This is a genomic window from Massilia sp. Dwa41.01b, assembly GCF_014171775.1.
Lineage (GTDB): Bacteria > Pseudomonadota > Gammaproteobacteria > Burkholderiales > Burkholderiaceae_D > Telluria.
This window is the reverse complement of record NZ_CP050454.1, coordinates 1,275,010-1,294,186: the sequence shown is the minus strand read 5'-3', so window position 1 is coordinate 1,294,186 and position 19,177 is coordinate 1,275,010. Positions and strand designations below refer to the sequence as shown.

Here is a 19,177-nt window from a genome sequence, read left to right as displayed (position 1 = left end):
CCACGCGGTATCACCGGTTGATCATTGTTCCCTTCGAAAAACGTTGCGGTATGCAAGGGTACGACCGCGTGGGCTCGAGAGCCCACCCTACGGTACTCACGCCGCGGCAAACACCCGCTTCATCTTGTCGGCCACCTTGGCCTCGATCGCCGGACCGAAGGCGCTCATCAGGAAACCCAGCTTGATCCGCAGCGCTGCGCGCTGTTCGCCCAGGGTCAACGCGCCCTCCACCCCACTGCGCTCGAAACGCAGCACGTCCTCGCCATCCCAACGGCATTCCATGCCGAACTCGGCAGCCACCTTGTCGGCCACCTGTTGCGCCGCCGCGCGCGCCCGTTCCGGGCTCAGCTTGTGTTCCTGGACGATCTGAATGTCCGCCATCTGCATTCCTTCCTTACATAATTGCTCAAGACAATCCGCCATGATGCCAGTTGCATGCGCGAGATACCAGTGCGCTGTGCAATTGACGTGGGTCAAGATCGATTCCGCCGGGGGCGCGACTATCTGATGATGTATCTCAATCACATGAGGGTGCGCCATGGAACAACGAGTCTTGCTGCCGGATCAAACAACCATTACTTTCGAGCGGGAGACGGCGCCGGTCGCCTTTGTTCCCACCCCAAGCGCGCCCTACCGCCAGCACCGCAAGGCTGCCCAGCTGCTCGACCAACCCGGCCTCCCGCGCGGTGCCGACGAGCCGCCTCCGGGTAAGGTCCCCTGCCCTATGCCTTCGGCGCGCGCGTGCTGATGTGGAAACAGGACCCGTCGGTCACGGAAATGGGCACGCGCAAGGCCTTCCTGCCCGGCATCGTGCTGGCCGGGCCGCGCGACGCCCGCATCGCCTCTGGCACGCCCGGCATCGACGCAGTCGAGCCGAACGCCTTCGGCGACTTCGTCACCATGCCGGACACGCCTCAGTTCGATGCCGTCCACACCTTTGCGGTGGTGCGCCAGACCCTGACCATGTACCAGCGCTCGCTCTCGTCCAGCGGGGTCGAGATGCCGCTGCCGTGGCAATGGAACAGCAGCATCGATACGGCGCCGCTGCAAGTTTTTCCCTACGGCCTGCCGAATGTGATGAACGCCTTCTACAGCCGCACCCAGAATTGCCTGAAGTTCGGCGAGTTCGTGCCCTCCGGGCAAACCGACCGGGTGTTCACCTGCCGCTCCTTCGACATCGTCGCCCACGAGACCGGCCATGCCGTGCTCGACGGCCTGAAACCGCACTGGCTCGAGGCCGACAATCCCCCCCAGACCGGCGGCCTGCACGAATCCTTCGGCGACCTCACCGCCATCTTCCTGGCCCTGTCCCAGCTCGACCAGTGCGAAGCGGTGGTTGCCCAGACCAAGGCGCGCCTGCATGACAAGACCTTCCTGGCCGATATCGCCGAGCAATTCGGCCTGGCACTCGGCGGCACCACGGGCCTCCGGAATGCCGACAACGACCTGACGCTGTCGCAGGCCGGCACCCAGGTGCATGCCATTTCGCAGGTATTCACCGGGGCCGTCTACGACATCCTGGCCGACCTGTTCGCCCTCGAGCGCAACCCCGCCTTCGAGGACGATGCCGCGGTGCTGCACCGGGTCGCGTCCTGGCTGCGCGGCCTGGTGCTGCGCGCCCCGGTGGCCGCGCCCGACATTGCCGCCACCTATGCCGACGTCGCCAACGACATGCTGCGCCTGACGCTCGAGGACGGCAAGCCGGCGTCCTATGCCGAATCGGTGCGGCGCCAGTTCACGCTGCGCGAAGTGCTGGCCGAGCCGGAAGCAGGCGACGAGCACGCCCCGACGGTTCCGGCCGACGAGACCGCGCCGGCATCCCCGGCGCGCGGCTTCCGGCGCCTGGCCCCGGCCGTTTGCGACGCCCCCGGAGCCCAGCAGGACCGGCGCGCCTGCTGCGGCACCATGAACCTGGCCGAGTACTACAACATCGAACGCGTCCTCGAAGCCGAGGCCGAGGCGCTGGCGCGCTGGTGTGCCGAGCGCGGTCGCAACGGCCCGGCCGGCGTCGATCTCGGGCAGGAAACCGGCGAGAGCAGCGCCGCGGTGGTGCCGATGGTCGACCCGGCGACAACAGCCGAGCTGGCCGGCGCCAAATGAAAATCACCGCCAGGTGCGCGGGCGGCTTCAGTGGTGCCGAACGCTCGGTCGCCCTCGACACCGCCTGCCACCCCGACGGCGCGGCGCTCGAGGAGGTGCTGCGGCACCTGGATTTCTTCTGCACCACACCGCCGCGCGCAGTAGGCGCCGACCTGCCGCGCTGGGAGATCACGGTCGAGGACGGCGAGCGCTGCCGCTCGCTGGTGCTGGTCGACGACGGCGCGCCGGACGCCAGCGCCTGGGCGGCGCTGCTGGCACACCTCCACGGTGCGGCCTGAGCGGCGCGGCAAAACCGGCCTCATCGTACGTCACGCAGCACATTTGCTTATGTATATTGTGTCTAAGCGTGATTTGTAGGAAAGCCCGAATTGCCCTAAAATACAGTGCTTTGCCATGTTGGCGGCCCCTCCTTGCGCGCTGACGCTGCGGCACCCACCATCAATAGGACTGTTATGACCCACGTTGTCACCGAATCGTGCATCCGCTGTCGCTACACCGACTGCGTCGATGTATGCCCGGTCGATTGTTTCCGGGAAGGCCCGAATTTCCTCGCGATTGACCCCGACGAGTGCATCGACTGCGCCGTGTGCGTGGCCGAATGTCCGGTCAACGCGATCTATGCCGAGGAAGACGTGCCGGGCGACCAGCAGCAATTCATCAAGATCAACGCCGACCTGTCGCGCGCATGGCCATCGATCACCAAGACCAAACCGGCCCTGCCTGACGCGGACGAGTGGAAAGACGTCAAGTCCAAGCTCGACCAACTGGCCCGCTGACATTGCATGTAGCAGCCGCCGGCGCGCGCTTGCGCCGGCAGTTGCGGTTTTGGTCCGGCGCCTGCAGCCGTGCGTCTTCCGTGGCACACTAGCGGCCATCGCGTCACCGCCCCCTCTTTTAAAAAATCAACAGGATTGCGTGCATGACTATCAATGCCACCCACGATGCGGGCAGCATCGCCCCTAACAGCTCGTTCGCCGGCGCCATCGAAGCCGATGCCGTCATCATTGGCGCAGGTCCCGTCGGCCTGTTCCAGGTCTTCGAACTCGGCCTGCTCGAGATCAAGGCCCATGTCATCGACTCGCTGCCGGCCGTGGGCGGCCAGTGCGTCGAACTGTATCCGGACAAGCCGATCTACGACATCCCTGCCGTGCCTGTCTGCACCGGCCAGGAACTGACCGACAACCTGCTCAAGCAGATCGAGCCCTTCGAGCCGACCTTCCACCTGGGCCAGGAAGTGACGACCGTGCAGCGCCGCGAAGACGGCCGCTTCAACGTCGAGACCTCGACCGGCACCCAGTTCATCACCAAGACCATCTTCATCGCCGCCGGCGTCGGTTCCTTCCAGGCGCGCACGATCAAGGTCGACGGCATCGAGAAGTTCGAGAACAGCCAGCTGTTCTACCGCGTCAAGGACCCGGCGATCTTCGACGGCAAGAACCTGGTCATCTGCGGCGGCGGCGACTCCGCCCTGGACTGGGCCCTGAACTTCGTCGGCAAGGCCGAGTCGGTCGTGCTGGTGCACCGCCGCGAAGACTTCCGCGCCGCGCCGGCATCGGTCGCCAAGATGAAGGCCCTGTGCGACGAGTACGAGATGCAGCTGATCACCGGCCAGGTCACGGGCTTCGACGAAAAGGACGGCAAGCTCTCCGAAGTGAAGGTCACCGGCGCCGACGGCGTCACCCGCCGCGTGCCGCTGGACATGCTGATGGTCTTCTTCGGCCTGTCGCCGAAGCTCGGCCCGATCGCCGAATGGGGCCTGGACATCGAGCGCCGCCAGCTGAAAGTGGTCGATACCGAGAAGTTCGAAACGAACGTGCCGGGCATCTTCGCCGTCGGTGACATCAACACCTACCCGGGCAAGAAGAAGCTGATCCTGTCGGGCTTCCACGAAGCGGCCCTGGCCGCCTTCGGCGCCGCCCCCTACATCTTCCCCGACAAGAAGATCCACATGCAGTACACGACGACCTCGCCGAAGCTGCACAAGATCCTCGGCGTCGAGACCCCCGTCTTCGATTAATCGGTTCAGTTACTTCAAAACCACAATGCCCCGTCTTCACGGGGCATTGTTTTTTATGTGGGATGCATCACGGACGCCCTATCAAAAACGGGTGTATAACCGGTTCAAGCGCGCATGGAACGAAGGTTCAGGCGAAACCGATATTTCCACCAGTCAAGCAAGTTACTCTATAATGAATTGATGAAATTTCGCGCACGGCGACCCGCCGGGCGACGCGTCCCGGCCACACGCTGGGGCGGCGCGCAACACCACGAAGGATTACTATGCTCTACCAATTGCACGAGATGCAACGCTCCTTCCTGACCCCGCTGATGCAATGGGCGGATGCGTCATCGAAGCTGTTCTCGAACCCCGTTTCCCCGTTCGCCCACACCCCGTTTTCCCAGCGTATCGCCGCCGGGTACGAGTTGATGTATCGTCTGGGCAAGGACTACGAGAAACCGGCGTTCGGCATCGACACCACCACGATCAAGGGCGAGCCGGTCGGCATCATCGAACATGCCGCCGTCACCAAGCCATTCTGCAAACTGTTGCACTTCAAGAAGAACCTGTCCGACGCCGCTTTCGCCGCGCTCGACCAGCCGACGGTATTGCTCGTTGCCCCACTGTCGGGCCACCACTCGACGCTGCTGCGCGACACGGTGCGCGCCCTGCTGCCCGACCACGACGTGTTCATCACCGACTGGATCGATGCGCGCATGGTGCCCCTGAGCGACGGTCCCTTCCACCTCGACGACTACATCTACTACGTCCAGGACTTCATCCGTCACCTCGGCCCGAACGTGCACGTCATCTCGGTGTGCCAGCCGACCGTGCCGGTGCTGGCCGCGATCTCGCTGATGGCATCCGATAACGATCCGAAGCTGCCGAAAACGATGACGATGATGGGCGGCCCGATCGACCCGCGCAAGTCGCCGACGGCCGTCAACGACCTGGCAACCGAAAAGCCCTTCTCCTGGTTCGAGAACACCGTGATCTACGCCGTGCCGGGCAATTACCCTGGCTATGGCCGCAAAGTCTATCCGGGCTTCCTGCAGCACGCCGGCTTCATCGCCATGAACCCGGGCCGCCATGCCCAGAGCCACCGCGAGTTCTACCAGCACCTGGTGCGCGGCGACGAGGAATCGGCGGAAAACCACCGCCAGTTCTACGACGAGTACAACGCCGTGCTCGACATGCCGGCCGAGTATTACCTCGACACCATCAAGACCGTGTTCCAGGAACACCGCCTGCCGAAAGGCACCTGGGAAGTCGGCGGCAAGCTGGTGCGTCCGCAGGACATCAAGACGGTGGCCCTGTTCACCGTCGAAGGCGAACTCGACGATATCTCCGGTGCCGGCCAGACCCAGGCAGCGCACGAGCTGTGCAGCAGCATTCCGGAAAACATGAAGCGCGACTACGTGGCGCCGAAAGCCGGCCACTACGGCATCTTCTCGGGCCGCCGCTGGCGCGAGATCATCTGCCCGAAGATCGGCGAGTTCATCCGCGAATTCCGCTGACCGCAAGACCCTTTCAACAGCCCCGGCCGCCTTACGGCGCCGGGGCTTTTTCAATGGTGCCAGGCACCTGGCATCGTGATCCCTCTGCTGCAACAACGCACACTGCCTGCGCTTGACCGAAAGCGAGGCCGACCCCGCCATCGTTACCGGCACGGCCAAGCTCGGTGCCCGCTTCGTCGTCACTCATGGCGATGCTGTCAAGTACGATCGCACCCTTGGTACCGATGCCACGTGGGAATCCTCGTTCGTGGGCGCGACGGCGATTCCGCTGGCGGCAGCCGAGTACCAGAAACTCTACCGCAAGCTGGCTGGCCAGCTGTTCGACGATCCGGACTTCCGCAAGACCCTGGCGCGTCCAGCCCCGTAAAGCCGGCGAACCGGAAAGCCCTGCCTGTGCGGGCTTCCCGGCGCGAAAAAATGCCGCAGCACGCTGCGGCATTTTTTACTGAAGCGCAGCTCCGGCAGCGCTAGCGCAGCTCGCCGCGCCTGTCCTCGCCACGGGCGAAGTCGTCGTCCTGCTCGCCCTGATGGTCTGCGCGGCGTTCGCCGCCACGGCGGTCGCCCTGCTCGTCGAGGCCATCCTCACTCTCCGCCGAGGAATTGTCCGTGGTGCCCGTACTGTCCTGGCGGTAGGTCGGCAGGCCCGTCGGGTCGACGGCCAGCAGGGGGGCGATGATCCATTCGCTCATGATGCTCCTTCTTCTGTCAGTTACCCAGCAATACACTGGCGATGATGCCGGTGGCGATGGCGGCCAGCACGTAGTCGTTGCCGACTTGCACCCAATGGTGGCCGCGTGGCGGCGCACTCAGGCGGTGCGAACGCCAGTTGTCGACCACGTACTGGCGATGATGGTAGTTCGCCGGCAGGCGTCCGCCGCGGTAGAGGTCGTGGCGCGGTCCGGCGCCGCGCATGGCACGGCGGTCGTCGCGGCGGTCCTCGCGCGCTTCCCGGCGGTCCTCGCGGCGCTCTTCACGATACTCGCGGCGGTCTTCCCGCTGTTCCTGTCGGTATTCGCGGCGGTCGTCGCGCCGCTCCTGGGCATGGCTGTGCTGCGCAAAAGCGGGCGCGTTGGCGGCCAGCAAAGCCAGGATCATGGCCTTGGCAATGAAACGATTGTTCATGTTGTTCTCCGTATGAGGGCAGGCTACGCAGGCGCGCGCCCATACCCCCATTGCATCACGCTCCCGTGCGCCACTCTGTACGGTGCTCCACTTATTGTCGGAATCATCATGCGGGATCCGGGCAGTACATCGCGCGGGACGCGCTTTTGTCGGATAATGACGGCTTTACGCCGCCCGCCATCGTGACCAAGACCCTCGCCGACCTGATCGAAGACCAGCTGCCGCAGACGCAATGCACCAAGTGCGGCTATCCGGCATGCCGGCCGTATGCCGAGGCCATTGCCAGCGGCGAGGCGGAGATCAACCAGTGTCCGCCCGGCGGCCTGGAAGGGGTACGCCGGCTCTCCGGCGTCACCGGGCGCCCGGTCATTCCCATCAATCCGGCGAACGGTATCGAGCGCCCGCGGCCGGTGGCCTTCATCGACGAGTCGCTGTGCATCGGCTGCACGCTGTGCATCCAGGCCTGCCCGGTGGACGCGATCATGGGCGCGGCGAAGCAGATGCACACCATCCTGCCGAGCCTGTGCACCGGATGCGACCTGTGCGTGGCGCCCTGCCCGGTCGACTGCATCAGCATGGTCCCGCGCATCAACGAGCCCGACTGGGAAAGCACCGGCTGGGCCGCCTGGTCGCAGGAGGCGGCCGACGCCGCCCGCGCGCGCCACGATTTCCGCACCGAACGCCTGACGCGCGAGCGCGAGGAAAACGATGCGCGCCTGGCCGCCAAGGCGGTCGAGAAGATGCGCGCCGTCACCGCGGAGACCACCAACACGCAAGAGGAGCTGGCCGAGAAGGAGCGCAAGCGCGCCATCATCGCCGCCGCCATGGAACGCGCGCGCCTGCGTGCGGCCGCAAATGCCGCCGCGGCTTCCACCGAACCGCCGCCCGAACGGAAAGACTGATCGATGAACCCGGCAAAACGCCTAGAAATCTTCACGCGCTTTCGCGCCGCCAATCCGCATCCGACCACCGAACTCGAGTTCACGACGCCCTTCGAACTCCTGATCGCCGTGCTGCTGTCGGCGCAGTCGACCGACGTTGGCGTCAACAAGGCGACGCGCCGCCTGTATCCGGTGGCGAATACGCCGCAGAAGATCCTCGACCTCGGGCTGGAAGAGCTGAAGGGCTATATCGCGACGATCGGCCTCTACAACACGAAGGCGAAGAACGTGATCGCCACCTGCCAGATCCTGGTCGACCAGTACGGTGGCGAGGTGCCCCATTCGCGCGAGGCGCTCGAGTCCCTGCCGGGCGTGGGCCGCAAGACGGCGAACGTGGTGCTCAACACGGCCTTCGGCGAACCGACGATGGCGGTCGACACCCACATCTTCCGCGTATCGAACCGCACGAAGATCGCGCCGGGGAAAAATGTCGACGAAGTCGAGATGAAGCTGCTGAAGGTGGTGCCGAAGGAGTTCCTGATCGACGCCCACCACTGGCTGATCCTGCACGGGCGCTACACCTGCGTGGCGCGCCGGCCGAAATGCTGGAACTGCATCATCAATGACCTGTGCGAGTTCCGCGACAAGACACCGATGCCGGACGGGGTAATTGCGCCCGAGGCCGTGGCACCCGTCGTGCTCGCCGCCGATGACGTGACGGGACGCTGAGGCCAGCCTGCCCGGCCATCGGCTGTGGGCGCGACGGAAAGAAGTAGACAAAACTGTCTAGATGATCGAATAATGCTGAGTCCGCATTTTTCCACTCAAGAGACAGGAATCCCCATGGAACACCGTACCCTCAGCCTGGTCATGCTGCCGCCCCTCCTTGCCACCCTCGCTGGCTGCGCGACCGCCCCCGCGGCGCCTCCCGCGATTGCCGCTACCCCGGCCGCCATCGTTTTCGGCAGCTGCCCGCAAAAACCAGCGTGGCCCGAGGCTGCGCAGCGGGAACGGCGCCAGGGATCGGTCGGTCTCGCCTTCCTCGTCGGTCCCGATAACGCGGTGCTCGATGCAAAGGTCAAGGCCAGCAGCGGGCATGCCGACCTGGACGAAGCCGCGCGCACCGGCCTCGCCAAATGCAAGTTCAAAGCCGCGACGCAAAACGGACAACCCGTCCGCGACTGGGCCGAACTCAAGTACGTCTGGACTCTCTAAACAGGCTCCGCCGGAAACCAGGCCGGCGCTTCCGGCGCGCCTGGCCCGCAGCGCCGGGGCCGGCCTGCGTTGGACTCATGGGCGAGTTGGTCACCTCGGAGCGGCAAGAAAGCCGGCGCAGGCAACCCCGGCACGACGGTGGCGAAGCGCGGAAACGGCAACGTCAAGGACCCGGGCGAGTTCGGTGCTCGCGGCAGACCGAAGCGCGCGGACTCGGCCCGCCTCAGCCGCGCCCTACTCGGGCAGCCTCATGCCGATCAGGATCAGGCCCCACCACAAGGAGCCGATGATCGTCCACGCATAGTTCGCACCGCTGAAGCTGGCATTGGTCTCGCCTGTGGGGTCGCCACAGCTGGCGTTGATCATTTCCTGCGCCTGCAGTTTGGTGTACAGGATCGGCAGCAGGATCAGGAGCGCGAGAATGTCGGTGGTCGGCGAGCCGATCTCCCGCATCGATAACCGGTCGAGCAGATTGCAGGCGAGGGTCAGTATCACCAGCATCGTGGCCTGCGAGCGGTGCTCCCAGGCAGCCACAAGCGGGCTGCGGCGGCCGTGGTGCTTGATTTTTTCGAACAGGTCGTGCGTGAAGAAGACCGAGAAGATCGCACGCGGGATCGGCCATACGCCGTTCCCCGCCTGGGCCGCGTCTGGGCAATGCTTATTGTAGCAGGCCCAGTTCTTGTAATACCAGTAGATACCGTACATGCCCAAGGTGGCCAGGTAGAGGATCGCCATCTTGCGGCGCGAAACGATGTAGAACCTGGGCTGCTCGCCGGCGACAGCCGGCAGCTCCTCGTCAAGGGCAAGAGTGGAGTAAAAATCGGTCATCGCTGTCCTCTTGGTGCCTGAGATATTTCAAAAAAGAAATATCATACCGAGAAAGCATCGTTCCGTGTAGGAATCAGGCCGTGAGGAGCAGCGTTGCCCCGGTCGCGAAGGAAGCGCGGGCGATCAGGCCGTCGACGACCTCGTAGATGCACAGCATCTCGACCGTGGCGCGGCCTTCCGGCAGGTTGCGGAACACCAGTTCGACGTCGGTCACGATATTGCCGACGATGCTGCGCGTGAGCAGCTGGGCGCGCAGGTCCGGTTCGGCAAAGCGCGCTTCATAGCGGGGACGGATCTGCGCATGGCCCTCTGCCAGCAGAGTGCCGTGCAGCGCGAACTGACGGGCGTCCGGCGCATAGGTACGCATCAGGGCGTCGAGGTCCTTGGCGTTATAGGCATCGAGCTGGGCCTGGACGACGGTGGCGGGATGGGTCATGTGCGCTTTCACAGGAGGACGAGGTTGTCGCGGTGGACCAGCTCCGGTCCTTCGATATAGCCGAGGATGGCTTCGATTTCGTTCGAGGAGTGGCGCATGATGCGGCGCACTTCGCTGCTGGTGTAGCTGGTGAGACCGCGCGCGACCGGCACCCCGGCTTCGTCGACGCAGGTGATCACCTGGCCGCGGCCGAATTCGCCTTTCACCGCGGTGACGCCGATCGGCAGCAGCGACTTGCCTTCGCGCGTCAGCTTCTGCACCGCGCCGGCGTCCAATACGACCTCGCCGGAAGTGTGCAAATGGTCGACCATCCACTGGCGGCGCGCGGTCAGGCGCGTGGTCGGCGCCTGCAGTTCGGTGCCGATCGCTTCGCCATCGGCCAGGCGCGTGAGCACGTCCGGTTCGCGGCCCCGGGCAATCACGGTGTGCGCGCCCGAGCGCGCGGCGCGGCGGGCCGCCAGCACCTTGGTCAGCATGCCGCCGCGGCCGATGCTGCTGCCGGCGCCGCCGGCCATCGCTTCCGGGGTCGCGTCGCCGGCACTGGCCTGGGCGATCAGGCGGGCGTCAGGGTCCTTGCGCGGGTCGGCGGAATACAGGCCGCGCTGGTCGGTGAGGATCACCAGGGCATCGGCTTCGATCAGGTTCGCGACCAGGGCGCCGAGCGTATCGTTGTCGCCGAACTTGATTTCGTCGGTGACGACGGTGTCGTTCTCGTTGATGATCGGGACCACACCCAGGCGCAGCAGCGTGGTGAGCGTGGCGCGCGCGTTCAGGTAGCGTTCGCGGTCGGCCAGGTCGGCGTGGGTCAGCAGCACCTGCGCGGTTTTCACGCCATGCACGCTGAAGCTGGATTCGTAGATTTGCGCCAGTCCCATCTGGCCGCAGGCGGCGCAGGCCTGCAGTTCGTGGATGTCGCTCGGGCGGTTGGCAAAGCCCGGGCGCAGCATGCCTTCGGCGATCGCGCCCGAGCTGACCAGCACGACTTCCTTGCCGCGCGCGCAGTGCGGCGATCTGGCCGGCCCAGCGCGCGATCGCGGCGTGGTCGAGGCCGCGGCCTTCGTCGGTGACGAGCGAGGAGCCGACCTTGACGATGATGCGGCCGGCAGGCTGGATGACGGAACGGGTGGCGGATGTCATGGCAGAATTCTCATGGTGTCAGTGCCAGCTTCGGCGGACGCAAGGCCAGCAAGGCCAGGCCCGCCAGCAACTCGATCGCACTGACGATGAACAGGGGCCCTTGCGGCAGGCCGATCGCGAAGGCCGCGACCAGGCGCCCGACCGGCTGGGCCAGCAGGAACATTGCGACGAGATCGCCCAGGAGGGGCTGGTCGCCCCGCCTTGCCGCGAGCAGTGCCAGCCCCGCGATGGCGAGGCGGACACCGACATACATGGCGAAGAACTGGCTGTAGCCGTTCACGCCAACGAGAAACACGCCCAGGCTCGTCGCGATCCGGTCCGGATCGAGCATGGCGACGAGCGCCGCCAGCGAACTGGCGGTGGCGACCAGCTGCAGCAGCTGGCCACGCACACCGGCGCGGGTGAGGCGCCCCTTAGTCTTCAAGGGTCTTGAAACGTGGATCGTCCGGGTCGATCGACGAAATGCCGCGCGCTTCCTCGGTCATCTGCGTCGTCGCTTCGGTGCGCTGCTCGGCGGCGCGTTTTTCTTCCAGGTGCAGGTAGATCGCGTTGATCAGTTCCTGGCAGCCTTCGCGGTTCAGTGCCGAGATCTCGAAGACCGGGCCCTTCCAGGCCATCTTCTTGACGAAGTCCTTCACGCGCTTCTTGCGTTCGTCTTCCGGCACCACGTCGAGCTTGTTCAGCACCAGCCAGCGCGGCTTGTTCAGCAGCTCTTCGTCGTACTTTTCCAGCTCGCGCACCAGCGCCTTGGCTTCCTTGACCGGGTCGACCGTCGCTTCGAAGGGCGCCAGGTCGACGATGTGCAGCAGGAGACCCGTACGCGCCAGGTGGCGCAGGAACTGGTGGCCCAGGCCCGCACCTTCGGCCGCGCCTTCGATCAGGCCGGGAATATCGGCGATCACGAAGCTCTTCTCGTGTGAAACGCGCACCACGCCGAGGTTCGGATGCAGGGTCGTGAACGGGTAGTCGGCCACTTTCGGACGTGCGTTCGACACGGCCGTAATGAAGGTCGACTTGCCGGCGTTCGGCATGCCCAGCAGGCCCACGTCGGCCAGCACCTTCAGTTCCAGGCGCAGCTCGCGCCGCTCGCCTGCTTTACCCTCGGTCTTCTGGCGCGGTGCGCGGTTGGTCGAGGTCTTGAAGTGGATGTTGCCCCAGCCGCCCTCGCCGCCCTTGGCCAGCATTTCGGTCTGGCCGTGCTCGGTCAGGTCGGCAATGATTTCGCCGTTGACGTTATCGATGATCAGGGTGCCGACCGGCATGCGCAGGTAGACATCGTCCGCGCCCTTGCCATAGCAGTCGGAGCCGCGGCCCGGTTCGCCGTTGCGCGCATGGTGGGTTTTCGAATACCGAAAATCGACCAGCGTGTTGATGTTACGGTCCGCCACTGCCCAGATCGAGCCGCCCTTGCCGCCGTCGCCGCCGTCAGGACCGCCAAACGGACGGAACTTCTCGCGCAGGAACGATGCGCAGCCGTTGCCGCCGTCGCCCGCGATGACTTCAATTCTTGCTTCGTCGATAAACTTCATTTTTGACCGCCAAAAAACTAAAGGCTCTACGTTAAGCAGAGCCTTTCGATGGAAGGCTTGCGCCTTACAAACTGCGCCGCCCGGGGCGGCGCTTGCGTGCTAATTAAGCAGCAACCGCTTCGACTTCGTTAGCGATGACGGTCACGTACTGCTTCGAACCGACGCCCTGCTTGACGAACTTGACGGTACCGTCGACCAGCGCGAACAGGGTGTGATCCTTGCCCAGGCCAACGTTGGTGCCAGGACGCACTGGGGTGCCGCGCTGACGGATGATGATGCCGCCGGCGTTGATCGCCTGGCCGCCGTACACCTTCACGCCGAGGCGCTTGCTTTCTGAGTCGCGGCCGTTACGGGTAGTGCCGCCGCCTTTTTTGTGTGCCATTTAAGTACTCCTTGATGACTTTGAAGAGAGGGGCAATTAGCCGTTGATCGAAACCACTTGGATTTCGGTGAAGTTCTGGCGGTGGCCTTGACGCTTCTGGTAGTGCTTACGACGGCGCATCTTGAAAATGCGGACCTTGTCGTGGCGACCATGGGAAACGACCTTCACCAGAACCGTCGCACCTTCAACCAGGGGAGCACCAAATTTGATGCTCTCGCCCGCGCCAACGGCGAGGACCTGATCGATCGTGAGTTCGGAACCAATGTCTGCCGGTATCTGTTCTACTTTAAGTTTTTCGCCAGCGACAACTTTATATTGCTTGCCACCGGTTTTTATGACCGCGTACATGATTGAAAACCTCATCAATTGTTTAATAAAAATCCCTACGGCGACGATGCGTCGTGCTTCTCTGGTGCCGGGGAACAGGGAATTATACATGGAGTGGCCTGTTGCGTCAAAGACCGGCGTTGCATTGTCGAGATCGTGGCACAGCGGCAACGAGGGCCGGAAAACGATGCCTACCCGCCACGCTTGGCGAAATGGCACGGCTCATGCTTGCATGACGTATAATCCGCAGCCATACGCCATCAAACCTCATCAACGTCACGCAGGTTCGCCTTGTCCGCCGCTACCCCTCACGCACAACAGAACAACATCACCCAGACGATCGCAGCCGACATGGACGCGGTGAACGCGGTGATCCGCCAGCGCCTGCATTCGGAAGTGAGCCTGGTCAACCAGATCGCCGAATACATCATCAGTGCCGGCGGCAAGCGCATCCGCCCGGTGCTGGTGCTGCTGCTGGCCAATGCCTACGGATACAAGGGCGTGGCCCACCATGAACTCGCGGCCGTCGTCGAATTCATCCACACCGCCACCCTGCTGCACGACGACGTCGTCGACGAATCGTCGATGCGGCGCGGACGCCAGACCGCCAACGCCCTGTTCGGCAACGCGGCCTCGGTGCTGGTGGGCGACTTCCTCTACTCGCGTTCGTTCCAGATGATGGTCGGCCTGGAAAACATGCGCGTCATGCAGATCCTGTCGGACGCGACCAACGTGATCGCCGAAGGTGAAGTGCTGCAACTGCTGAACATGCACGACCCGGACGTGACCCACGAGAGCTACCTGAAGGTGATCCGTTCGAAGACGGCCAAGCTGTTCGAAGCCGCCGCCGAACTGGGCGCGCTGGTGGCTGGCGCAAACGACGAGCAGATCGGCGCTGCCGGCGAATACGGCCGCTCGCTGGGCACGGCCTTCCAGCTGATCGACGACGTGCTCGACTACGCAGGCGATGCCGCCGAGATCGGCAAGAACGTCGGCGACGACCTGCGCGAAGGCAAACCCACCCTGCCGCTGATCTACCTGATGGAAAACGGCACGCCGCAGCAGCGCGAGCTGGTGCGCTCGTGCATCGAGCAGGGCGACGAGCAGCATTTCGACGCCGTACTGGCCGCCGTCACCAGCAGCGGCGCCCTTGATTACACCCGCCGCGAAGCCGAAGCCGCGGCCCGCCGCGCCGCCGAATCGATCGCCGGTTTGCCCGACAGCGCATACAAGGAAAGCCTGCTCCAGCTCTGCAGTTTCGCGGTTGACAGGAACCACTGAGTATAATTATAGTAACGCTTCCCGAGACGTCAGCTTCGGCGTCTCAAACCAGTCGGGGTGTAGCTTAGCCCGGTAGAGCGCTACGTTCGGGACGTAGAGGCCGGAGGTTCGAATCCTCTCACCCCGACCAAGGAATGCATGAAAAACAGCGGCCCAGGCCGCTGTTTTCGTTTCAGCCCTTCCTTCACATCGCAAAATTCCTTTCGGCTCGTTTTAGCTCGACGGCAATGATATAGCGCTTCCAGTAGAGCGACCTGTGCCCGTGCCGCGCTTCCATCGCCTATTTCTGGCTCTGCAGGCATGCCCCTAGGAAAGTGCTGATGTATTCCGGTTGGACGGAATCGGTCGCGAAAAATGTGCCGGGCAAGGCGCAAACCGCAGCGATACCGCGGGTATCGCGAGGATTTGCAACGCCGCGGGGCGCATTTTGTCGTGGCCGAGACGCCGTCGTGAATAGATCAGCGCTTCCCTAGCACTTTGTACAGCTTTTCAAATGAAACGTAACGCTTATGCTCCTGCCTTGACCTGGCGGTCTCGGGCATTCTCGCAAAGGGAAGCAGCAGGCCATTTCAGATAGGGAGCTGCCTATGAACGAAAGAATCAGCACACCCAGGGCCCAGCAGGCATCCGCGTCGCCTTCGCCTTCCACCGACGAGGGAGTCGTTGCCGAAAAGCGCGCTAGTGGCGTGACATGGGGAATTACGATCCTCTCGTCGATGAGTCTCATCCTCACGCTGCTCGGTTACGGTGTCTCCCTGGCCGTCGAGACGGTATTTGGTTTGCCTCATGAATCTATTTATTCGTCTGTCCTTGATCTGATCGGACTGTCGGCCTACGCCGTGATTTCACTGGTGCTGGGGCTGGGAGAAATCACTTGGTGGCCACTGTTCGAGCAGCTTCTTTTGCCCAGCCTGCTCGGCGCACTCATCCCATTTGCGCTTGTATGCTGCGCGGTGTTCCTCAAATCCCGGAGAGCGAGCGCTCGCACCAGAACGAAAAGTGTTTGGCGCTACCTCATACCGCCGAATCCGCGAGACACAACTGGTGAATTGCTTGGCAAGGGAGCGATTGCTTCGGGATTCTTCGGCGGACTCATCATGATCAGTCCATTTTTGATGGTCGGCGCTTTGATGATTACCGTAGTAGTGATTTCAATCGTGCCGATGTTTGGCATGCAACTGGGCAGTCACTATCTGCAAAAATTTGTCGTCGCCCCGGATTTTTGTGAACCAGTCAAATCACGCACGATGCTGCTTCAGACGTGGTCGAAGCCCAGGAAAAAGGACGCGCCCGCGATCACGACAGCCACCTGCGTCGCGGTATTCAACAATGACGCACAAGTCGCAAGTGGGCGATTGGTTGTCTCGACAGCGACCGCGATTATTCTCTTCGAGCCGAACAGTGGTTTGATCCGACGAATTCCTATCGGCGAAGTTACTGTCGTGCCGACGGATCTCGCTCATCAAGCAGATCCGCCGAAGCCCGCAGGCGACGAGAAAAAAGGCGAGGAGAAAAAGTAGAGCCCGGCGACTCGAATCCTCTCACGCCAACCTCGGAATTCATGAAAAGCAGCGGCCCGGGCCCAATGCCGTTCAGTCAAGCCGTGCTCGAAGATTTCTTCCGCCTTTTGCTACCGCGAGTCCGCAGCCAGGCCCGTAGGGTGGGCACTCGTTCCCATGCGGATCCAAGGCACCGTTGGCAGAACAGGCAACAGCCCAGGCTAGGGATGAGAGACTATGCATGAGTCAGTCGGGCTGCTGGCTGTAGCGTTAGCGGTCGGCATGACGACGCAGGCACAGAGTGCCCCACCGGAGCGGCCCACTCGACGATCTGTCCGAGCTGCGGGTGCTGGGGACGCACGTACCGCGTGGGCACGGAGTGCCCACCCTACCGGATACGGAAGCTTGTGGCTTAACTGAACGGCATTAGCGGCCCGGGCCGCTGTTCTTCTTGCCCGGTCTTCGTGCTCGCCACGCCTACGCATGGCAGATGAACCCGGCGCCGGCGCCGCCGCGCCCAGGCGCAGGTCAGGGCCAGGCCTTGTCGGCCGCATCCTGCGTGTAGTCCACCACGGTCTTCATGTGCTTGCCGCGTACGAGCAGGCGGAAGGCCTGGCGCAGGGTCAGGCAAGGCTCTTCCCCGATTTCCCAGGCTGGATTGAAGCACCCCAGCGCCTTGCCGACCGCTGCGACGACATCGTCCCCCGTATCGGAAAAACCTGCGCCGGTGTCCGCCATCTGCGCCAGGATCGCCGCCTCGACCTGCACGCTGCCGAGGAAATCGACGGCGGTGCGGTAGCCGAAGATCCAGTTGCTGCCGCCCTTGAGTGCTTCCTGCATGGCGCCGTCGTGGCCGGCGGCGAAGCAGGAACTCAGGAGGATGCCCTCGATTTTCTTCTTGCGCGAAAATTCGGCTACCTTCTTCATCAGGTTGCTCGAATTGGCGGCGCCGATTCTGCCCTTCGAGCCGTGCGCGCCGATGTAGAGGACGATCCGGCTTTCGGGCAGCGTGGCGACCGCTGCCAGCGCGTGCCCGAAGCTGTCGGCATCATAGAAATTCAGGCGATAGGACCGGATGTTCTTGTACAGCCGGCAGACGCCTTCGAGGAAGGGGGCGTTCGAGGCCTGTCCCGGGTTGTCGTTGAAATCGAACCAGTGGTCTTCCAGCATGACAAGCGCGATGCGGTCGGCTTCTTCCTCCTGCTTCCGGTCCGCATAGCGAACCAGGCGCCCCAGCGCCCGGCTCGCGTCGTCCTTGCCGCGATAGTCTTCGAACCCGTCAAATGCCTTCTCGTCTACTTCGATGCGCTTCATGCTGCTTCCTCTGTTTCCTGTGTTTGGCCGGCGCAAGCTGCGCCAGCCGGGTTCTGTTTGTCATAGGCCGCCGCCATCCGGCGCGCGATGCCCGCGATTTCCTCGCGCAGGCTGGCCGGTTCCTGGATCACCACGCCGTCGCCGAATCCGAGCAGCCACCAGAGCAGCGCACGGGTGTGCGGCACCGTGGCCGCCAGCTGCAGCCGGCCCTGTTCGTCGAGGGTGAGCACCTGGTCGGCGCTGAGCGGCGTCTCGAACAGGTGTTCCCCGGCCGCGCGCGTGAAGACGGCGCGCAGGGCGATCGGCTCGCCCGCGATCACGCCGAACTGGCCGGAGGCGATGTAGTCGTCGATGTCGAATCCGGGCTTGCGGCGCGCCGGCTCGTACAGGGCTTCGGCCTGCTGGACGCGGTGCAGGGCCAGGGTGCGCACGTCCTCGTAGCCGGCAAACATGCAGACCAGGTAGACCAGCCCTCCCCGCTGCACCACGGCCAGCGGATGCACGGACGGGTACACGGTCGGCGTGTCCGTGTCGCGCTTGCGGTAGTGGAGCTTCAACTGGCGGTCGTGCATCAGCGCCAGGTAGACGGTGCGCTGACACGCCTCGTCCATGAGCGGCGCCAGCAGCGGCTGCAGGGGCTCGATGCTGCGCACCTTGTCCAGCCAGGCCCGCGGCGCTGCGGTACCGTCCACCGCGGACAGGGCGCGGGCGGCGGACTGGAAATGCGGGCCGAGCGCATCGACGGCGCTGGGCGGCAGGTGGTGGCGCAGGTGCTGCTCGACCAGGGTCAGCGTCAGGGCTTCCGGCAGGGTCAGGCCGGGCAGGTCGAAACTCGAGGCATCGCGCAGCCAGCTCCAGCCGTAGGGCCGCGCCCCGTCGTCGACCGCGATCGGAAACACGGTCGAGAGTTCCTGCAGGTCGCGCTCGACGGTGCGTTTCGCCACCGGAAAACCGGCGGCATCGAGCCGCTCGCACAACTCCTTGGCCGAGACCTGCTGGGGCGCACGCGGCACCATGCGCAGCATGTGCCACTGGCGCAGCAGCGAGTACTGATTGGTCGCCATCAGAAGTTCTCTGCCCAGCGTTCCCAGTAACCCGGCGTGTCGTGTTCGGCATTCTGCATGGCGTAGTCCAGCGGCATGACGCAGAAGCGCACGCCGTCGTGGCGCATCGATCCGTCCGGGTGCTCGAGATAGTCGCGCAACTGGCGGTAGGCCGGCAGCGCTTCGTCGTAGGGCACATCGAGGTAGACCTGGCCCAGATACGGCGCCATCACACGCGGATCGGCGAAAGGGCCGCAAGCGGTCCAGCCGACGCCGTGGGCATCGAGCCAGGCGAGAACGGCCGAACGCGTCGCATCGTCCTCGTAACGGTAGTTGCGCCACTGCGCGAACGGCTGGGGATGGAACTCGATATAGAGCGCGTCGGCTTGCTGCCGGCGCGCGATCGCATCGATGTGTTCGATATGTCTTGGCATGGTGCTTTCACATCCGGTGCGTTGCCGCGACCGTTCAAAATATCATGTTACCAAATATATTTCCATTCGGAAATACTGGCGACGCGGCTGCGACTCTTCTGCACACCTCACGCCGACGGGAGGCCTGCCCGCT

At 64.0% G+C, this 19,177-nt stretch carries 24 protein-coding genes, 1 tRNA gene and 1 pseudogene; 13 read left to right on the top strand and 13 right to left on the bottom strand.

Features of this window, described 5'->3' with window-relative positions; translation table 11 throughout:
• Positions 1 to 96: 96 nt before the first annotated feature.
• Positions 97 to 381: a polyhydroxyalkanoic acid system family protein gene (locus G4G28_RS05965; protein ID WP_182991734.1), complete on the bottom strand. Its 285-nt coding sequence runs from the start codon at positions 379 to 381 to the stop codon at positions 97 to 99.
• A 157-nt stretch (positions 382 to 538) separates the two neighbouring features.
• On the opposite strand from G4G28_RS05965, the gene G4G28_RS25300 reads away from it, so the two are divergent.
• From G4G28_RS25300 to G4G28_RS05935, 7 genes are all read left to right on the top strand, one after another.
• A complete protein-coding gene (locus G4G28_RS25300) occupies positions 539 to 748 on the top strand; it encodes a hypothetical protein (RefSeq protein ID WP_229425476.1) in 210 nt (69 codons plus the stop codon).
• Positions 742 to 2,100: a hypothetical protein gene (locus tag G4G28_RS05960; protein WP_229507904.1), complete on the top strand. Its 1,359-nt coding sequence runs from the start codon at positions 742 to 744 to the stop codon at positions 2,098 to 2,100. Before G4G28_RS25300 ends, G4G28_RS05960 begins: the two co-directional genes overlap by 7 nt.
• Positions 2,097 to 2,378, top strand: coding sequence for a protealysin inhibitor emfourin (locus G4G28_RS05955; RefSeq protein ID WP_182991246.1), 282 nt, complete (start codon positions 2,097 to 2,099; stop codon positions 2,376 to 2,378). Before G4G28_RS05960 ends, G4G28_RS05955 begins: the two co-directional genes overlap by 4 nt.
• Before the next feature lie 174 nt (positions 2,379 to 2,552).
• Positions 2,553 to 2,876 (top strand): ferredoxin FdxA, encoded by a 324-nt coding sequence (gene fdxA, locus G4G28_RS05950; protein WP_182991245.1) that lies wholly within the window; start codon positions 2,553 to 2,555, stop codon positions 2,874 to 2,876.
• A 143-nt stretch (positions 2,877 to 3,019) separates the two neighbouring features.
• Positions 3,020 to 4,117, top strand: coding sequence for an NAD(P)/FAD-dependent oxidoreductase (locus tag G4G28_RS05945; protein ID WP_229425474.1), 1,098 nt, complete (start codon positions 3,020 to 3,022; stop codon positions 4,115 to 4,117).
• Between the two features lie 263 nt (positions 4,118 to 4,380).
• Entirely contained in the window at positions 4,381 to 5,616 is a 1,236-nt protein-coding gene (locus G4G28_RS05940) for a polyhydroxyalkanoate depolymerase (RefSeq protein ID WP_182991244.1), read from the top strand.
• A gap of 112 nt (positions 5,617 to 5,728) precedes the next feature.
• On the top strand, positions 5,729 to 5,983 hold the full coding sequence (locus G4G28_RS05935; protein WP_182991243.1) for a hypothetical protein: 255 nt from the start codon (positions 5,729 to 5,731) through the stop codon (positions 5,981 to 5,983).
• Positions 5,984 to 6,083: 100 nt separating this feature from the next.
• Here G4G28_RS05935 and G4G28_RS05930 read toward each other — a convergent pair whose 3' ends face one another.
• A complete protein-coding gene (locus tag G4G28_RS05930) occupies positions 6,084 to 6,305 on the bottom strand; it encodes a hypothetical protein (protein ID WP_182991242.1) in 222 nt (73 codons plus the stop codon).
• Between the two features lie 16 nt (positions 6,306 to 6,321).
• On the bottom strand, positions 6,322 to 6,738 hold the full coding sequence (locus G4G28_RS05925; protein ID WP_182991241.1) for an RcnB family protein: 417 nt from the start codon (positions 6,736 to 6,738) through the stop codon (positions 6,322 to 6,324).
• 182 nt (positions 6,739 to 6,920) lie between these two features.
• Here G4G28_RS05925 and rsxB point away from each other — a divergent pair, with 182 nt between their 5' ends.
• From rsxB to G4G28_RS05910, 3 genes are all read left to right on the top strand, one after another.
• Complete coding sequence (rsxB, locus tag G4G28_RS05920) at positions 6,921 to 7,640, top strand: electron transport complex subunit RsxB (protein ID WP_182991240.1); 720 nt, start codon at positions 6,921 to 6,923, stop codon at positions 7,638 to 7,640.
• Between the two features lie 3 nt (positions 7,641 to 7,643).
• Positions 7,644 to 8,348: an endonuclease III gene (nth, locus tag G4G28_RS05915; protein WP_182991239.1), complete on the top strand. Its 705-nt coding sequence runs from the start codon at positions 7,644 to 7,646 to the stop codon at positions 8,346 to 8,348.
• A gap of 114 nt (positions 8,349 to 8,462) precedes the next feature.
• On the top strand, positions 8,463 to 8,834 hold the full coding sequence (locus tag G4G28_RS05910) for an energy transducer TonB (RefSeq protein WP_229507903.1): 372 nt from the start codon (positions 8,463 to 8,465) through the stop codon (positions 8,832 to 8,834).
• 234 nt (positions 8,835 to 9,068) lie between these two features.
• Here G4G28_RS05910 and G4G28_RS05905 read toward each other — a convergent pair whose 3' ends face one another.
• The 7 genes and pseudogenes from G4G28_RS05905 to rplU all read right to left on the bottom strand — a co-directional run bounded on the left by G4G28_RS05905 (position 9,069) and on the right by rplU (position 13,494).
• Positions 9,069 to 9,662 (bottom strand): hypothetical protein, encoded by a 594-nt coding sequence (locus tag G4G28_RS05905; RefSeq protein ID WP_182991238.1) that lies wholly within the window; start codon positions 9,660 to 9,662, stop codon positions 9,069 to 9,071.
• Between the two features lie 73 nt (positions 9,663 to 9,735).
• Positions 9,736 to 10,098 carry a nuclear transport factor 2 family protein gene (locus G4G28_RS05900; protein WP_182991237.1) on the bottom strand — a complete coding sequence of 121 codons (363 nt, stop codon included), beginning with the start codon at positions 10,096 to 10,098 and terminating at the stop codon, positions 9,736 to 9,738.
• A gap of 8 nt (positions 10,099 to 10,106) precedes the next feature.
• A pseudogene (gene proB / locus G4G28_RS05895) lies at positions 10,107 to 11,235 on the bottom strand (glutamate 5-kinase).
• A 10-nt stretch (positions 11,236 to 11,245) separates the two neighbouring features.
• Entirely contained in the window at positions 11,246 to 11,659 is a 414-nt protein-coding gene (locus tag G4G28_RS05890) for a hypothetical protein (RefSeq protein WP_182991236.1), read from the bottom strand.
• On the bottom strand, positions 11,649 to 12,764 hold the full coding sequence (obgE, locus tag G4G28_RS05885) for a GTPase ObgE (RefSeq protein ID WP_182991235.1): 1,116 nt from the start codon (positions 12,762 to 12,764) through the stop codon (positions 11,649 to 11,651). The genes G4G28_RS05890 and obgE overlap by 11 nt, the downstream gene beginning before the upstream one ends.
• A 103-nt stretch (positions 12,765 to 12,867) precedes the next feature.
• Positions 12,868 to 13,146 (bottom strand): 50S ribosomal protein L27, encoded by a 279-nt coding sequence (rpmA, locus tag G4G28_RS05880; protein ID WP_182991234.1) that lies wholly within the window; start codon positions 13,144 to 13,146, stop codon positions 12,868 to 12,870.
• 36 nt (positions 13,147 to 13,182) lie between these two features.
• Positions 13,183 to 13,494, bottom strand: coding sequence for a 50S ribosomal protein L21 (rplU, locus tag G4G28_RS05875; RefSeq protein WP_082493710.1), 312 nt, complete (start codon positions 13,492 to 13,494; stop codon positions 13,183 to 13,185).
• A gap of 270 nt (positions 13,495 to 13,764) precedes the next feature.
• Between rplU and ispB the strand changes: the two genes are divergently transcribed.
• The 3 genes from ispB (at position 13,765) to G4G28_RS05860 (ending at position 16,274) form a co-directional block, all read left to right on the top strand.
• Positions 13,765 to 14,754 carry an octaprenyl diphosphate synthase gene (gene ispB, locus G4G28_RS05870; protein WP_182991233.1) on the top strand — a complete coding sequence of 330 codons (990 nt, stop codon included), beginning with the start codon at positions 13,765 to 13,767 and terminating at the stop codon, positions 14,752 to 14,754.
• A gap of 53 nt (positions 14,755 to 14,807) precedes the next feature.
• Positions 14,808 to 14,884: transfer RNA gene (locus G4G28_RS05865), tRNA-Pro, on the top strand.
• A 457-nt stretch (positions 14,885 to 15,341) separates the two neighbouring features.
• On the top strand, positions 15,342 to 16,274 hold the full coding sequence (locus G4G28_RS05860; protein ID WP_182991232.1) for a hypothetical protein: 933 nt from the start codon (positions 15,342 to 15,344) through the stop codon (positions 16,272 to 16,274).
• Positions 16,275 to 16,781: 507 nt separating this feature from the next.
• Here the strand turns inward: G4G28_RS05860 and G4G28_RS05855 are convergent.
• The 3 genes from G4G28_RS05855 to G4G28_RS05845 are packed head-to-tail and all read right to left on the bottom strand — an operon-like array spanning position 16,782 to position 19,044.
• Positions 16,782 to 17,567, bottom strand: coding sequence for a hypothetical protein (locus tag G4G28_RS05855; protein ID WP_182991231.1), 786 nt, complete (start codon positions 17,565 to 17,567; stop codon positions 16,782 to 16,784).
• Positions 17,564 to 18,631, bottom strand: coding sequence for a YafY family protein (locus G4G28_RS05850; RefSeq protein WP_182991230.1), 1,068 nt, complete (start codon positions 18,629 to 18,631; stop codon positions 17,564 to 17,566). Before G4G28_RS05850 ends, G4G28_RS05855 begins: the two co-directional genes overlap by 4 nt.
• Positions 18,631 to 19,044, bottom strand: a complete 414-nt coding sequence (locus G4G28_RS05845) for a hypothetical protein (protein ID WP_182991229.1) — start codon at positions 19,042 to 19,044, stop codon at positions 18,631 to 18,633. Before G4G28_RS05845 ends, G4G28_RS05850 begins: the two co-directional genes overlap by 1 nt.
• Positions 19,045 to 19,177 lie beyond the last annotated feature (133 nt).